Genomic DNA, 16,024 nt, shown 5'->3' with positions numbered 1-16,024 from the left:
TCTGCGCTGCGGTGGGCGCCTTCGGCAGTTTTGAAACTCTCTGTGCTCGGCGGGAACTCTCCGTGTTCGGTGGCCCGTTGTCATGACATCCGCTGCGTGACGTAGGCGTCGGCGGAGGATGCGAGTGGCGCAGGGGGTGGTCATGGAGGGTTCGTCGGTACTTCTTGGCCTGGTCGGCGAGGGCGGCCCGGTCCGCCTGGGCGGTCCCTTCTGCCTCATCGGCCTGGTGGGGCTGCTCGTGGCCGCCGTGGCCGTGGGGAGGGCCCGGAACAGGCGGGTGGGCGACCGGCACACCCCCGTGATGCCTGCCGCCCACCCGCTGAGTCCGGTTGCTGCCGAGGCCGGCTCAGCCGACCATCGGACCCGACGAACCGGAGAGAGCCTCCAGGTCGCTCTTGCGAACCTTGATCACGAACCAGGCCGTGACCAGGGCGAGTACGGCCATCGCCGCCGCCGGGATGAAGGCGGTCGAGATGCCCTGGGAGAGGACCTCGTGTCCCCATGGCGCCGGCAGCTGTTGCGTCTGGGCGAACTCCGCCTTCTGCTGCGCGGTGCCGTTGGCCAGGAAGTCCGGCACCTGCTTCTCCGCCTCGTCCCTCGTGGCCGTACCGAACACCGTGGTGAGGATGGAGAGGCCGAGCGAACCGCCCACCTGCTGCGTCGCGTTGAGCAGGCCGGAGGCCGCGCCCGCCTCGTTCTGGGCCACACCGGAGACGGCGGTCACCGTGACGGTCACGAAGTTCAGGCCCATGCCGAAGGCGAACACCACCATCGGACCGAGCACACCGCCCACATAGGTGCTGTCAGGGGTGATGAAGGTCTGCCAGATGAGCCCGATGAGCACGAGTGCCGAGCCCACGACCATAAACGGCTTCGGGCCGAGCGTCGGCAGGAACCGCTGCGACAGACCCGCTCCGATCGCGATCGCGACGGTGACCGGCAGGAACGCGAGACCGGCCTCGATCGGGGTGTAGCCGAGCACGTTCTGCACGAACAGCACGATGTAGAAGAACATGCCGAACATCGCCGCAGCGAGGCTGAGCATGATCACATACGTGCCGGAGCGATTGCGGTCGGCGAACATCTTCAGCGGGGTGATCGGTTCCTTGGCCCGCATCTCGATGAAGACGAAGGCCACCAGCAGGACCACCGCGGCGCCGAAGGAGCCGAGGGTGAGGCCGTCCTGCCAGCCCTCCTCCGCCGCGCGGATGAAGCCGTACACGAGGGATGCCATGCCCAGTGTCGAGGTCGCGGCGCCCGCGATGTCGAAGCGTCCGGGATGGCGTTCGGACTCGTTGATGTAGAGCGGTGCGAGTACGGCGATCAGCACACCGATGGGCACGTTGACGAAGAGCACCCAGCGCCAGTCGAGCCACTCCGTGAGCATGCCGCCCGCGAGCAGACCGATGGCACCACCGCCTGCCGAGACGGCCGCGAAGACACCGAACGCGCGATTCCGTTCCGGCCCTTCGGGGAACGTGGTGGTGATGAGCGCCAGCGACGTGGGCGACGCGATCGCGCCACCCACCCCCTGCAAGGCCCGCGCGGCCAGCAGTTGCCACGGTTCCTGGGCGAAGCCGCCCAGCAGCGAGGCGAGGGTGAAGATCAGGATGCCGGCCATGAAGACCCGGCGACGGCCGAGGATGTCACCGGCGCGGGCGCCGAGCAGCAGTAGACCGCCGAAGGTCAGGGTGTACGCGCTGACCACCCAGGTCAGCTCGGTGGTGCTGAAGGAGAGGGCGTTCTGAATGTGGGGCAGCGCGATATTCACAATCGTCGCGTCGAGTACCACCATGAGTTGGCAGGCCGCGATGACGGTGAGTGCGATGCCGGGATGTCCCTGCCGGCGCGCTGCACCTGGTTTTTGGTCGTTGACCAACTGAGAGGCTGTCACTATGGGTCCCCCAGAGCTTTAGTGAACGGTGGCGTTCACTGTGGCGTCAACGGTAGTGAGTCCCCCATAAGGAACGCAACCGTTCACTTAAATTGCCGTCGTGTGGCGCATCCCCCTTGGCGCCCTGCGACGCGTCCCTGCCCCCAAAAGGTGGCGGCTCGGTCCGGGTCCTCCGGGGCGACCGCTTCCCCCTCGCTGGAGATGGACCGATGGTTGCTTCGCGCTGGACGGCCGCCCCTGCTCGGCCGGCCGCACTCCGTCGGCGCGGCGTCGTGCTCGAACGCGCGATCCTGGATGCCGCCCTGGAACAGCTCAGTACGGTCGGCTGGAGCGGCCTCACCATGGAGGGCGTCGCGGCGGGCGCCCAGACCGGAAAGGCCGCGGTCTACCGGCGCTGGCCCTCCAAGGAGGACCTCGTCGCCGACGCCCTCCAGGCCGGACTGCCCCGCTTCGACGAGACGCCGGACCTCGGCAGTGTGCGTGAGGACCTGCTCGCGCTGTGCCGTTGGGCGCGCGACGCGATGTACTCGCGCCCTGGCTCGGCCCTCCGGTCGGTGATTCACGAATGCGATCCGTCCCAGGCCGAGCGCTTCCACGGAGTCATCTTCGAAGGGGTCGTCGAACCCACGGTCAGGCTGCTGGGGGAGATCGCCGCCCGGGGAATCGAGCGGGGAGAGGTGCGGCGCGACGCGGTGAACGGCTATGTCCTCGACGTCATCCCGGCCATGATGATGTATCGCTCAAAGCTTTCGGTGAGCGAATGGACGGACCGGGAACTCGAGGAAATGATCGACCAGTTGATGATGCCGCTGCTGCGGCCGGGTGGCGACTGACCCGGGTCCGCACCGGGGGCGGGGGCCGGTCGGGGAGCCGGGGTGTCACGACGTGATCCGGGCGGCGTACGCTTGGTGCGCCATGCCGTACGAACCTCCTACACACACCGTCGAGCGCTCACTCCGCGCCACGACCGGAGCGAAGATCATTGCCGGTGTCGACGAGGTCGGTCGCGGCGCCTGGGCCGGACCCGTCACCGTCTGCGCGGCGGTCACCGGACTGCGCCGGCCTCCCGAAGGTCTCACCGACTCCAAGCTCCTCACCGTCAAGCGGCGCACCGTGCTCGCGGAGCATCTGCGTACCTGGGTGACGTCGTACGCCCTCGGGCACGCCTCGCACCAGGAGATCGACGAAGTGGGCATGACGGCCGCGCTGCGACTGGCCGCCGTACGCGCGCTGGAAGGGCTTCCGGTCCGTCCCGACGCGGTGATTCTCGACGGCAAGCACGACTACCTCGGGACGCCGTGGCAGGTGCGCACGGTGATCAAGGGCGACCAGTCGTGCGTCGCGGTCGCGGCGGCTTCGGTGATCGCCAAGGTCCAGCGCGACAAAATGATGGCCGAACTGGGTATCGACCATGCAGACTTCGGTTTTGCGGACAATGCCGGGTATCCCTCACCCGTGCACAAGGCCGCACTGGCGGAGCGGGGGCCCACCCCCTACCACCGGTTGTCGTGGGCGTATCTTGATGCGCTGCCCCAGTGGCGGCACCTCAAGAAGGCCCGCGTCTGGGCGGACGGAAACGTTCCGGAGATCGATGGTCAGCTCGGCTTCGATTTCTAACGGTTTCGATCGCACGTATGTGCCACCCGTTCACGCGAGTCGCACCAACGTTTGATAGACATCAGCTCATGCCTCTCATTCCCGAGGAGCCTCAGATTCACGAGAGTGCCCAGGGTCCCCGCGCCACGCCGGCCAACAGCCGCACCGCGCCGACCCCTCGTCCTGTACCCGGTCCCCGCCCCGCGGCTCCGTCGCGCCCCGGTCGTCCCGGCCCCCTCCGGCCGTCGCCGCCCGTGCAACGCGCGCCGCGTGACATGGCACCGGCCAAGCCCGCACCGTCGGGCCCCGCGGCTCCCGCCGCCTCCCAGCAGACCTCAACCACCCCGCAGATCCAGCTGATCCCGGCGTCGGCCGAAGGCGCTCTCGACGCCGCCGAGGAAGCCGTGGACCTGCTTCTGGACTCGGGCCGCGCCCCCGGTGACGTGCTGGTGATCACCACGGGCGAGCAACACCCCTGGGCCACGCACGAGCTGTCCTTCGGGGAAGCCTCGTACTGGGCTCAGCACGACGCCCGCGACGACGTCTTCTACGCCGACGCCGCCGTGGTGAGCCGTGCCGCGTCCCGTCCGGTCGTGATGGTCGCCGTCAACGGCGGCTCCGACGCCACGGCCGCCGACGTGCTGCCGCTGGCGCTCGGTCGGGCCGGTGCGCTGCTGATCGTCTGCGGCGACCCGGAGAAGATCAACTCGGTTCTGGGCGCGGGCGTCTGAGCCCCGCCCGGTAGGCACCGGGGGGACGTACGCGGCTGCTGTTGCCGCCGCGGCGGTTTGAGTACGGAGGATGCACCGGCTTTTGCCCGTGACAGGGGCAGAACAAGCCGGTGCTTCGCTGTGACCGGGCGTGGACGGGGCGATGCCTTGCTGTGGCGGGCGTCGATCGGGGCGGTGCTTGGCTGTGACGGGGTTGGCGGGGTCTGGTGCCTCGCTGCCGCGGGGCCGGTCGAGGACAGCGCTTGGCCATGCCCGGCAGTAGTCGTTCGCTGTGACGCGAGACCGGTCGTTGCCGGGGTTGGTCGATCCGGGCGGGGCTCAGCGGGCCGCGACGCGGCTCAGGATCTCCGACGCCGCACCGCCGGTGCGGGGCAGCGGGGACGGTGACTCGGCTGTGGCGAGAGGCTCCGGAGTCGAGCCCAGACTGGGCCGGCGGCCGGCACGGCCCTCACCGAGCACCTGCCAGCCGTCGCGGGTCAGCGTGATGTACGCCCCGCAGCGCAGCCCGTGCAGTGTGCAGGCGTCCCGCAGACCCCACATCCACGCCCCGTCCTCCTCCGTCCAACGGGCGTCGCCCTCCCGGCAGTAGAGCAGCACGGCCGTACGCACGGGCGTACGGCGGCGCAAGTCGTGCGGGATGACCCGGCGCAGTTGGGAGAGCAGGGCGTTGCGCAGCATCCAGCCGTCCTCCGGCGCGGAGCGCCGCTTGAACGACGCGCTGGCCAGGAGCCGCTCCTCGGGATCGAGTACCGCCACGACCGCGGTGAGCGGCATGGGGCGGTGCCGGGCATGCAGCCCGCTGACGACCTCCCGGGGATTGCGCAGCAGGGGGATGCCCGCAGCCGCCCACTCGCCCGGTTCGAGCGTGCGGGCCAAGGGGTTGGTGGAGGCTCCGGACAGGTCGGCCGAGGACGACGTCGATGCCGCGGAGGACGAGGCGAATCCGAAGGTCACGATCCTCCCTTCGGCTACGCGCCCACACTGCGGGCGGGGGTCTGGTTCGGGGGAACGCACACACCGCAGCAGAGCCCTTCCGGACCACGGCGGGGCCGTGCGGGGAGCGGACCTCAATTCTTGCTGTCGAACTGGGATGCGGCAACGAGCAAATGGGGTCACCGACCCATATCTGCTGCTGCGTGGCTTATATCCCTACCCACGGGGTGACCTGGTGACGCCTGGTACGGCTCACCACTGCGGGTACCCGCCCGGCATTGGTGTTTCAGGGCGCTCGGACAGGGCGACACGCGCCCCGGCAGGCGACACGCGCTCGAAAAGGGCGCGACACGCCCTCCACTCCTAAGCCTGCACCGCTGGGAGCAAGCGAAACACCCCTCCCTCGCGGTGGGCCCTACTTCCTGAGGTGCCGGGCCCTCCCGGCCACCCACACCGCGCGGCAGCGATTTGGGCCCGAACACGGGGGTCCGGTGTGGAGGCAGGTGGCTGACTGTCGTAGGCATCGGGTTGCATGGGGGCATGAACCATCTGGAGCTCCGCGCCGAAGCCGATGCCATCCTCGCCGAGCTGGTCGGTGATCCGGGCGGTTCGGCACGCCTGCGGGAGGACCAGTGGCAGGCGGTGTCGGCCCTGGTGGAGGAGCGCCGGCGTGCCCTGGTCGTGCAGCGCACCGGGTGGGGGAAGTCGGCGGTGTACTTCGTCGCGACCGCTCTCCTGCGGCGGCGCGGCTCCGGCCCGACCGTGATCGTCTCGCCGCTGCTGGCACTGATGCGCAACCAGGTCGAGGCCGCCGCGCGGGCCGGTATCCAGGCCCGCACGATCAACTCGGCCAACCCGGAGGAGTGGGACACGATCCACGGCGAGGTCGAGCGCGGCGAGACCGACGTTCTCCTGGTCAGCCCGGAACGGCTCAACTCCGTCGACTTCCGCGACCAGATGCTGCCCAAGCTCGCGGCCACGACCGGTCTGCTGGTCGTCGACGAGGCGCACTGCATCTCCGACTGGGGCCACGACTTCCGCCCCGACTACCGCCGACTGCGGGCCATGCTCGCCGAGCTGGCCCCGGGCGTGCCGGTACTTGCCACCACGGCGACGGCCAACTCACGCGTCACCGCGGACGTGGCCGAACAGCTGGGGACCGGGGTCGGCGAGGCCCTGGTGCTGCGCGGCTCCCTGGAGCGGGAGAGCCTGCGGCTCGGCGTGGTCCAGCTGCCCGACGCCGCCCACCGCCTGGCCTGGCTGGCCGAGCACCTGGACGAGCTGGAGGGGTCTGGGATCATCTACGCCCTCACGGTCGCGGCCGCCGAGGAGGGCACGGCCTATCTGCGGCAGCATGGCTTCAAGGTGGCGTCGTACACGGGACGCACGGAGAACGCGGACCGGCTTCAGGCGGAGGCCGACCTGCTGGAGAACCGGGTCAAGGCGCTCGTCGCGACCTCGGCGCTCGGTATGGGCTTCGACAAGCCGGACCTGGGCTTCGTCGTCCACCTGGGCTCGCCGTCCTCGCCGATCGCCTACTACCAGCAGGTGGGCCGCGCGGGGCGAGGGGTGCGCCACGCCGACGTGCTGATGCTGCCGGGCAAGGAGGACGAGGCGATCTGGCGCTACTTCGCCGACACCGCGTTCCCGCCCGAGGCACAGGTCCGACAGACCCTCGCGGCCCTCGCCGACGCCGGACGGCCCCTCTCGGTACCGGCACTGGAGGCGATGGTGGAACTCCGTCGCACCCGCCTGGAGACCATGCTCAAGGTCCTTGACGTCGACGGCGCGGTCAAGCGGGTGAAGGGCGGCTGGATCTCCACCGGCGAGCCGTGGGCCTACGACGCCGAGCGGTACGCGCGCGTGGCGCGACAGCGCGCAGCCGAACAGCAGGCCATGCGCGACTACGTGAGCTCGACCGACTGCCGTATGGAGTTCCTGCGCCGGCAGCTGGACGACCCGGACGCCGCGCCGTGCGGCCGCTGCGACAACTGCGCCGGCGTCTGGATCGAGTCCTCGGTCTCGGACGAGGCGCTGACGGGAGCGGTTAAGGAACTCGACCGCCCGGGTGTCGAGGTCGAGCCACGCCGGATGTGGCCGACGGGCATGCCCGCGCTGGGCATCGAACTCAAGGGCCGCATCCCGGCGAGGGAACAGTGCTCCACCGGTCGCGCCCTGGGCCGGCTCTCCGACATCGGCTGGGGCAACCGTCTGCGCCCCCTGCTGGCCGAGAACGCGCCCGACGGTCCCGTCCCCGACGAGGTCCTGCGCGCCGCGGTGGCGGTTCTCGCCGACTGGGCGCGTTCCCCGGGCGGCTGGGCCACGGACGGTCCGGATGCCGCCGCCCGTCCGGTCGGTGTGGTCGCCGTACCGTCGCTGTCCCGCCCGCGGTTGGTCGGCTCCCTCGCCGAGGGCATCGCGACCGTCGGCCGTCTTCCCCTGCTCGGCACGCTGACGCACGTCGGGCCCGACGGCGCGCACGCGGTACGCCGGAGCAACTCCGCGCAACGCCTCAGGGCGCTGTCCGACGCGTTCACCGTGTCCGGGGAGCTGGCCGACGCTCTGACGCGCACGCCGGGCCCCGTGCTGCTCGTGGACGACTTCACCGACACCGGCTGGACCCTCGCGGTCGCGGCGCGTCTGCTGCGCCGGGCGGGCAGCGGGGAAGTGCTTCCGCTGGTACTCGCCGCGGCTGGGTGAGGGCGGTTCCGGGTGGGGGCGGGGCGAGAGCCTGAAGCCGTCCGGGAAAGCCGAGTTGACCTTGGTGACGTGTCCCTGATCGGAGTTATCCACACCGGAGTTATCCACAGGGTCAAGCGGAGGATCGGGATCCGCGAGATCGTCTTCGCATGACGAATCACGGCGAATCCACCGGATCCTGCGACAACAGTGGATCCTTCGACAACAACGACATCACGGCGTACGTCGGGCACGGCGGCTCCCAGCAGGTGACCCTCCGCACGCCCGCCGAACTGGCCGACGCGCTGCCCTACCTGCTCGGGTACCGGCCCGAGGACAGCATTGTGCTCGTCGCCCTGCACGACAAGGACGGGCGAGGACGCTTCGGCGGCCGGGCCCGGCTCGGCATTCCGACCAACGCGGACGACTGGCCGTCCGTCGCCAAGCAGTTGGCCCACGGACTGGTGACGGGCAGCCGCCGCCGAGGCACCCCGCCCGAACAGATCGTGGCCTACGTCTGCCGGGAGCCGGCGGCGGGCCAGACCGGCCAGGACGTGATGGCCGGGCTGCGCCCGCTGATCCAGCACCTGCGTGTGGAGTGCGGCCTCCTAGACGTGCCGGTGATCGAGGCGCTGTGCATCTCCGACAACCGCTTCTGGTCCTACTGCTGCGCCACGCCGAGCTGTTGCCCGCCCGAAGGCGCCGCCATGGGCCTGCCGGGCACGTCCGTGCTGGCCGCCGCGGCTACCTACGCGGGCGTCCAGGTCCGCGGCACGCTCCGTGAGCTGCGGGCCAGGCTGCTCCCCCTGGAGACGGCCGCCGTGCTGGACCAGGAGAGCGCACTGGACAGGGCCGGCATGGCCCTCGTCCCCAGGATCCTCGACGACGCGAACCGCGCGAGTGTGGCCACGGAAACGCTCCAACTGGCCGAGCGAGTCATGCGGCGCCTCACCGACGCGCCCACGGTGTCGGGCACGCTCCTGTCGGACCTCCGAGACGACGAACTGCTCACACACCAGGAGGCCGCCACCTTGATCCTCGGTCTCCAGGACCGCACGACGCGCGACCGCGCGGCGGAGTGGATGGAGGGCGACGAGGCGGCACCCGCTCTGCGCCTCTGGCGAGCTCTCGCCCGGCGTTGCGTGGGCCCGTACAGCGAACACGCCGCGGCACCGCTCACTCTTGCCGGCTGGGTCGCTTGGTCGACGGGCGACGAGTTGGAGGCCCGTGAGGCCCTTGCCATGGCCCTGGGCGCCGACCGGGACTACCTGTTCGCCCGCCTGCTCCACCAGGCGGCCAACGAGGGACTGGACCCCGAGTCGATCCGACGGTGCCTGCGCCGGGAGCGTACGGATCGAGGGCGGAACGGCGACGAGGTGGAGGCGGTTGGGGTGGCCGGGGTGGCTGCCAGTGGGGCGATGGCGGACGGACCGGTGGGTGCCGAAGTGGGGGAGCCCGACACCGGGGTGAAGGCCAGCACCGACGAGGAACTCGCCTCCGGCATGACGGGCTCGCCCGCGGTCCACGGGCCCTCGGCAGCTGACGGCACGCCTTCCCGGCGTCGCAGGCGAGCCCGTCCCGCGGGTGGTGCCGCCGGCGTCTCGCCCGCCGCCCGCGCGGACAGCCGAGCCCCCGGATCCGGCACCCACCGGCCCGCAGCCTCGGTGGGCAGGACGCGTTCCGCCGGCGCTCGGACACGAGTCACGCGTCCGAGCGCCACGGCCGGCGACGGCGTCAACCCCGCTCACTCTCGCGGCGACGGCGCTCAGGCCGGTGGTGGTGGGTCCGATGCCGGTGACTGAGGGCCATTCGGTCGGGTCGTCCGGGCACGGGCGTGACCCCGGGGAGCCCCACCCCGTTCACCTGAGTGGCGGAACACCTGGACGCGCCCTGCCTCCGCACCGCCCCTGCCCGTCGGCGCCACATCACCCCGTGCCGAACCCGCCCAAGGCGCACAGAGCGCAGAAGAAAGCCGCCCCCATGCACCAGCCCACTCCGCCCTGGGCCGCCGACGCCCACTCCACGCCTGTCCGATCGGGGTCGGGGTCGGTCCGCCCGTCGTCGACGCAGGCGGTGGGCAGGGGTGAACGGAGGGACGGCACGGGCGACACCGGCCCTCGCTTCCCGCCACGCCCGCCGCTCGCGCAACGCACACCACCACCTCCGCTGCCGATGTCCTCTCCGCCTCCGCCGCCGACGGCCCCACCTTCGGGCTCGCCACCCCCACCCGCATTCCCACGCACCCGCCCGCCCGCCGCTCTACCCCCCGCGCACCGCACCCTGATCTGCGTCAGCCTCCCGGCTTTCGCCGTCTCCACGGAGCATGGGCAGTTGACCGGGCACGGACTGGTCGGTTTCTACCGCGCGGGACGCCGTCTGCTGTCCCGCTGCCAGGTCAGGGTGGCCGGGCGCGAGCCCCTGGCGGTGCAGGCGAGGGTGACCGGGGCGGACAGCGCGCGGTTCGTGGCCACGCTGCGGGCCTCGCCGGAACCCGGCCCCGACCCGGACGTTGTGGTGGAGCGCATCCGGCACGCGGACGGCAGGGAGCGGATCACCCTGCGGAGCGCGGCGCCACGGCCCCTGAGGGTGCCCGTCGAAGTGGCGCTCGGAACCGACCTCGCCGACCTGGGCGCGATCGCCTCCGGCGCCACCGGACCCGAACTGCCCGCAAGCGTCCACGACTCCGGCCTGCGCTGGTCCTCCGCGGCCGGGACGTCCTCGGTCACGGCCGATCCACCGCCGGCCGACGCGTTGGCCTCCGCAGGGATGCTGCGCTGGGAGTTCGAGCTGCCTCCGGGTGGCAGCGCGAGTGTGGAGTTGCGTGTCCGCCTCGATGGCGCGGGTCCGGTCCGTGCGGTCGGTCGAGCGGCGACGAGTCCACTGGCCCCTGCGCGTGCGACCGGTGACGACCCGAGGGTCGGCCCGCTCATGACGACCAGCGTGGACGATCTCCAGGCGCTTCTCCTGCGCGACCCCGACCACCCCTCCGACAGTTACCTCGCCGCGGGCGCGCCCTGGCGCTGCGGACTCGCCCCCGCCGAGGCCCTCGCCGCCGCCAGAATGACCCTGTCCCTCGGCACACGCCTGGCCGCCGGCACACTACGCACCCTCGCACGCACCCAACTGGCCGGTCCCGGAACGAGGTTCGGTCTGATCCCCGGTCCTCTCCGGGATGCCGGCGTGCACCTGCCGCCCGTCTCCACCGCCACGGAGGCCACGCTTCTCTTCCCGGTTCTGCTTGCCGAGGCCCGCCGCTGGGGGCTGCCCGAGCAGGACATCGAAGAACTGCTTCCGACGGCCGAGCGCTGCCTGACCTGGATGCGGACCGCGGTCGGCGAGGGCACCTACCTGTCCGATCCGCAGCCCGGCGGTCCGGTGCGCTGCGAGACGCAGGCCCACGCTCACCGTGCGGCACTGCTCGGCGCGGATCTTCTCGACGCGTACGGCAGACCCGGGGGTGTTGAGTTCCGGCGGTGGGCGCAGCGGATGCGGGCGGCGTTCCGGGAACGGTTCTGGATCGACGACGTCGGTGGTGGTCGGCCCGCGGCGGCAAGGGCACCGGACGGCCGCCTTGTGCCGTACCCCGGCGCGGCGGTCGCGTACCTGCTCGACACCGGTCTGCTCGGCGGGGGAGTGCAGGCGCCGGGACTGCTGGACAAGGTGCAGACCGAACAGGTCGCCCGGCTTCTCGGCAGCCCTGCGATGGATTCGGGGTGGGGGCTGCGCGGCCTCGGGACCAAGGACGCCGGCTACAACCCGTTCGGGCATCGCAGCGGGGCCGTGCGGGTCCATGAGACGGCGGTCGCCGTGGCGGGACTGAGCGCCGCCGGGTACGAGAAGGAGGCTACGTCACTACTCCGGGGCGTGCTGGTGGCCGCCGAGACCTTCGGCCATCGGTTGCCCGAGATGTACGCGGGGGAGCAGCGCACCGAGGGGAGCGCGCCCCTGCCGCACCCGGCGGCGTGCCGCCCCGCCGCCGTCGCGGCATCGGCCGGAGTGCTGATGCTGACCACACTCGCCGGAATCCGCCCCGACGCCCCGGCCGGGACGGTGCGGTTGCGCCCGATACGCAGCGCACCCTTCGGCGAGATCGGCCTCACCGGTCTGCGGATCGCCGGAGCGCCCTTCTCCGTGCGCGTCAGCCGCCTCGGTCTGGCGATGGTCGAGGAGGCGGCCGATGGCCTGCAACTAGGGGTGTGACCTCGTACGGACCGGAGTGCTTCGGCGGACGTACCGGGGGTGACGGCCGGATCGGGCGGGTGGTGATGCTGTCGGCGAAGGGCGTGTTTATCGTCAGGCAGACGACTATGATCGCCGCATGCCCTACGACCCGTCAGCATTTCCGCCCTTTGCCGTCACTGTGGACCTGGTCGTGCTGACCGTGCGTCGTCACTCGCTGTGCGCGCTGGCGGTGCGCAGGGGCGAGACGCCGTTCCAGGGGCGTTGGGCACTGCCCGGCGGGTTCGTGAGGGAGGACGAGGATCTGGCGCAGGCGGCGGCGCGCGAGCTGGCGGAGGAGACGGGGCTGTGCGTGCACGACCCGGCCGTCCCCGCCACGGACAACGGTGCTCACCTGGAGCAGCTCGCGACGTACGGCGATCCCAAGCGCGACCCCCGTATGCGTGTGGTGAGCGTCGCGCACCTTGCGCTCGCCCCCGATCTGCCCGCACCGCGCGCGGGCGGCGACGCCAGCAACGCGCGCTGGGCGCCGGTCGAGGAGCTGTTGCAGCAGGGCGGTTACGGGCGCGATGGCGAGCCCGTGGCACCGCTCGCCTTCGACCACACCCAGATCCTCTCGGACGGCGTGGAGCGGGCCCGTTCGAAGATCGAATACTCGTCCCTGGCCACGGCGTTCTGCCCCTACGAGTTCACCGTCGGCGAGCTGCGCCGCGTCTACGAGGCGGTGTGGGGTGTGGCGCTGGACCCGCGCAACTTCCACCGCAAGGTCACCGGCACGCCCGGGTTCCTGGTCCCGACCGGCGGCACGACCACCCGCCAGGGCGGGCGCCCGGCACAGTTGTTCCGCGCCGGGGGCGCCACACTGCTCAACCCCCCGATGCTGCGTCCCGAGGTGTGAACCGGTGAGCAGGCACCTGCCGAGCGCATGGTTCGCCGGGAAGCGGCCGGTCACTCGTCGTGCAGCAGGCCCACCAGGTGCCCGAAAAAAGGGATATAGCGCGCTATCTTGCTTCGGGTGATCCAGGCGTTCGGACTGACCAGCAACTCCCGCAAGGGCCTTCCGCCGGCCGTCGACGATGTCTCCTTCGAGGCGCGGGCGGGCAGGGTCACCGCGCTGCTCGGAGGCGAGGGCGCGGGCAAGACGACGGTGCTCCGGCTGATGCTCGAACTCCAACACGGCCGCGGCGCGACCTACTTCAGGGGCCGGCCCCTGCACCGCATCGCCCATCCGTCCCGCGAAGTGGGCGTACTTCTGGGAGATGTGCCCGGCCACCCCTCGAGAACCGTGCGCGGTCATCTCCGGATGCTGTGCGCCGCCGCGGGAGTTCCGGTCCGGCGCGCGGACGAGGTGCTGGAGGTGGTCGGACTCGTCAGCCTGCGTGACGAACGGCTCGGCACCCTCGCACGAGGCATGGACCGCCGACTCGGTCTGGCCTGCGCGCTGCTCTCCGACCCCCACACACTCGTCCTGGACGAACCCAGCGACGCGCTCTCTCCCCGCGAGATCCAGTGGCTCTACGGCATGCTGCGCGCGCATGCGGGCCAGGGCGGCACCGTCCTCCTCACTGTGGCCGACCCGAAGGAGGCCGCGTCGACCGCCGACCAGGTCGTCACACTGGAACAGGGCAGGCTCGTCGCGGACCAGGCGGCGGTGGAGTTCGCCCGAACCCGGCTGCGCCCGCGGGTCGCCGTACGCAGCCCCCATGCCGCACGCCTCGCCTCCCTGCTCGCCAAGGAGGCCCGCACCACACATCGCTCGGTCGAGGTCGTCCGGGAGGGCGGCAACCGGCTCTCGGTGTACGGCAGTACCTGCGCCGACGTCGGAGAGACCGCCTACCGTCACGGCATCCTCGTCCACCAACTGGCCAATGAGACGGGGGACATGGGACCGGGAGCGGGCGTAGACCTCGCCGCCGGCGGGCCGAGCGATCAGCAGGCCACAGGGCGGTCGCGGGCTCCTCGCGCAGACTCCGTCACCGCGGCGCCACCGCCACGAGGACCGGCCGCGGTCTCGCCCCTGACACCTTCAGGAGGCTCCGGGGCGTCTTCAGGTGTCCCGGAACCGACGGCGGACGGACACGAGGCAGCCGCAACGCCGGGCGCGGCATCCCGGCGTCCCACCACCCGCACGCTCGACGCCCTGCCTCCGCTCCCACCCCCCATCTCCGTCCGTCCCGCGCCCAGCCCGCTGCGTCCGCTGCGTTACGAACTACGCCGTGCCACGGGCATCAGCACCGGGTTCCTCACCGTGGCCGCCGTGCTGGTCGTCTCCGCGCTGACCGCCGTCGTCCTGGCCCGAATCGGCCACACCCCGCAGGCACGTCTGCTGGCAGCCTGGCCGCGCGAGCTGCCTCTGCCGCCCGCGGCGCTCGGCGCGGGACTGCTCGGTGCGCTCGCCTTCGGCGACGAGTTCCGCCACCCCGCGCTGGCGGCGGACCGCGGCACCGTGCCCCGCCGGCTGGGGCTGCTCGCGGCCAAGCTCCTCGTCTCCGCCGCCACCGCGCTGCTCCTGGCCGCCCTCACCGTGGGCTGCGACGCCGAAGTGCTCTACCTCGTCTACGGACGGGAACTCACGGAAGTTCCCGCGGACTGGCTGTCACTCGGTGCCAGTTGGATCGGGCTCGTCGTGGGCTGTGCCTGGGCCGGAGTGCTCGCAGCCGGTGTCTTCAGGTCCACGACAGCCGGGCTCGCGGCCGTGGTCGCCGTGCCGGTCCTCGGCGTACCACTCGTACAAAAAGCCTTGGAGGGACCGTCCGTGCGAACCGCCGCGGGCTTTCCGATGCGGGTGCGGGAGGTGTTCCTGGCGCAGTGGCCCTTCGGTGGGGAGCGGTATCTGACCGTCGCCGCGCAGGTCGTGGCTCAACCCGTCGGTGGAGCGCTGACGTTGTCGCTCACCGCGCTGCTCTGCGCGTATCTGCTCACGACCGTGCGTGGCAGGGTCCGATGACGACCGCGTGGGACCTTACGGAACCGAGATGCACACAACTCCCCGGGTAAAGCCCATTTCTTTCCGATAAGGCGTCAATTGCGACGGGGTGAGCGATCACCCTTTCGTGTGCTTTTCACCAAAGACCTCAAGGGAGTTGAGGAGAGCGCCGACAAATGATCCGTGAGTACCCTTGCGCACACCATGATGACCTCCGCCCGCTCCGCAGACTCGGCTCTCGCGGGCCCGGGCGAACTCGACCGCTACCCCTACGCGGAGGCCCCCGCCGCCGACCGCGTAGTGGCCCCCGCCTGGGAGGGCGCGGACTCCGAGCTGGGCCGCGTGGGCCGGCGCGCCGCGGGCAGCCGCGGACGCGGGCTCCACGGCCAACTCGTCCAACAGCTGGGTCAGATGATCGTCTCCGGCGACCTGGGCGCGGACCGCCCGCTCGTGCCCGAGGAGATCGGCCAGCGATTCGAGGTCTCCCGCACCGTAGTCCGCGAGTCCCTTCGCGTACTGGAGGCCAAGGGCCTGGTCAGCGCGCGGCCGAACGTCGGCACGCGCGTGCGGCCCGTCAGCGACTGGAACCTGCTGGATCCCGACATCATCGAATGGCGCGCCTTCGGACCGCAGCGCGACGACCAGCGCCGCGAGCTGACCGAGCTGCGGTGGACGATCGAACCGCTCGCCGCGCGGCTCGCCGCAGGGCACGGCCGCGAGGACATCCAGCAGCGCATGGCCGACATGGTCGAGATCATGGGCCATGCGCTGGGCCAGGGCGACGCCCTCACGTTCTCCCGCGCGGACGCCGAGTTCCACTCGCTGCTCATCCAGATCGCGGGCAACCGCATGCTGGAGCACCTCTCCGGGATCGTGTCCTCCGCCCTACAGGTGTCCGGCGGACCGGTCACGGGCTGCGACCGCCCGAACGACACCTCCTTGGCGCACCACGCCCGGATCGTCGAGGCGGTCGTCAACGGTGACGGCATGGCCGCCGAGGCCGCCATGCGTCAACTGCTCACCGTCCACCCCGAGGTGGAGCGCGTGGTGCCCGCCCCGCGCGAGCACTGACTGAGCTCCGCGCGG

11 protein-coding genes are annotated in these 16,024 nt (G+C 71.5%); 9 read left to right on the top strand and 2 right to left on the bottom strand.

Going from position 1 to position 16,024, the window contains the following annotated elements; translation table 11 throughout:
• Positions 1 to 346: 346 nt before the first annotated feature.
• Positions 347 to 1,894 (bottom strand): MFS transporter, encoded by a 1,548-nt coding sequence (locus ACIQAC_RS17100; RefSeq protein WP_402191679.1) that lies wholly within the window; start codon positions 1,892 to 1,894, stop codon positions 347 to 349.
• Between the two features lie 209 nt (positions 1,895 to 2,103).
• On the opposite strand from ACIQAC_RS17100, the gene ACIQAC_RS17095 reads away from it, so the two are divergent.
• From ACIQAC_RS17095 to ACIQAC_RS17085, 3 genes are all read left to right on the top strand, one after another.
• A complete protein-coding gene (locus ACIQAC_RS17095) occupies positions 2,104 to 2,727 on the top strand; it encodes a TetR/AcrR family transcriptional regulator (RefSeq protein WP_402191677.1) in 624 nt (207 codons plus the stop codon).
• Positions 2,728 to 2,809: 82 nt separating this feature from the next.
• Complete coding sequence (locus ACIQAC_RS17090) at positions 2,810 to 3,511, top strand: ribonuclease HII (protein ID WP_402191674.1); 702 nt, start codon at positions 2,810 to 2,812, stop codon at positions 3,509 to 3,511.
• 68 nt (positions 3,512 to 3,579) lie between these two features.
• Entirely contained in the window at positions 3,580 to 4,221 is a 642-nt protein-coding gene (locus ACIQAC_RS17085) for a hypothetical protein (RefSeq protein WP_402191672.1), read from the top strand.
• Between the two features lie 318 nt (positions 4,222 to 4,539).
• Here ACIQAC_RS17085 and ACIQAC_RS17080 read toward each other — a convergent pair whose 3' ends face one another.
• Complete coding sequence (locus ACIQAC_RS17080; protein ID WP_402191670.1) at positions 4,540 to 5,175, bottom strand: hypothetical protein; 636 nt, start codon at positions 5,173 to 5,175, stop codon at positions 4,540 to 4,542.
• Positions 5,176 to 5,694: 519 nt separating this feature from the next.
• Here ACIQAC_RS17080 and ACIQAC_RS17075 point away from each other — a divergent pair.
• The 6 genes from ACIQAC_RS17075 (at position 5,695) to ACIQAC_RS17050 (ending at position 16,009) form a co-directional block, all read left to right on the top strand.
• Positions 5,695 to 7,854 (top strand): RecQ family ATP-dependent DNA helicase, encoded by a 2,160-nt coding sequence (locus ACIQAC_RS17075; protein ID WP_402191668.1) that lies wholly within the window; start codon positions 5,695 to 5,697, stop codon positions 7,852 to 7,854.
• A gap of 149 nt (positions 7,855 to 8,003) precedes the next feature.
• A complete protein-coding gene (locus ACIQAC_RS17070; RefSeq protein ID WP_402191665.1) occupies positions 8,004 to 9,635 on the top strand; it encodes a DUF4192 domain-containing protein in 1,632 nt (543 codons plus the stop codon).
• 370 nt (positions 9,636 to 10,005) lie between these two features.
• Positions 10,006 to 12,033, top strand: a complete 2,028-nt coding sequence (locus tag ACIQAC_RS17065) for a glycogen debranching N-terminal domain-containing protein (RefSeq protein ID WP_402191664.1) — start codon at positions 10,006 to 10,008, stop codon at positions 12,031 to 12,033.
• 118 nt (positions 12,034 to 12,151) lie between these two features.
• Positions 12,152 to 12,910: an NUDIX domain-containing protein gene (locus ACIQAC_RS17060; protein ID WP_402191661.1), complete on the top strand. Its 759-nt coding sequence runs from the start codon at positions 12,152 to 12,154 to the stop codon at positions 12,908 to 12,910.
• A 117-nt stretch (positions 12,911 to 13,027) separates the two neighbouring features.
• Positions 13,028 to 14,959 (top strand): ATP-binding cassette domain-containing protein, encoded by a 1,932-nt coding sequence (locus ACIQAC_RS17055; RefSeq protein WP_402191660.1) that lies wholly within the window; start codon positions 13,028 to 13,030, stop codon positions 14,957 to 14,959.
• 162 nt (positions 14,960 to 15,121) lie between these two features.
• Positions 15,122 to 16,009 carry a FadR/GntR family transcriptional regulator gene (locus ACIQAC_RS17050; RefSeq protein ID WP_402191657.1) on the top strand — a complete coding sequence of 296 codons (888 nt, stop codon included), beginning with the start codon at positions 15,122 to 15,124 and terminating at the stop codon, positions 16,007 to 16,009.
• Positions 16,010 to 16,024: the final 15 nt, after the last annotated feature.

This window comes from Streptomyces sp. NPDC088387, assembly GCF_044753385.1.
Lineage (GTDB): Bacteria > Actinomycetota > Actinomycetes > Streptomycetales > Streptomycetaceae > Streptomyces.
Note: the sequence above shows the minus strand (reverse complement) of the source record. Positions and strands in the feature narration are given on the sequence as shown.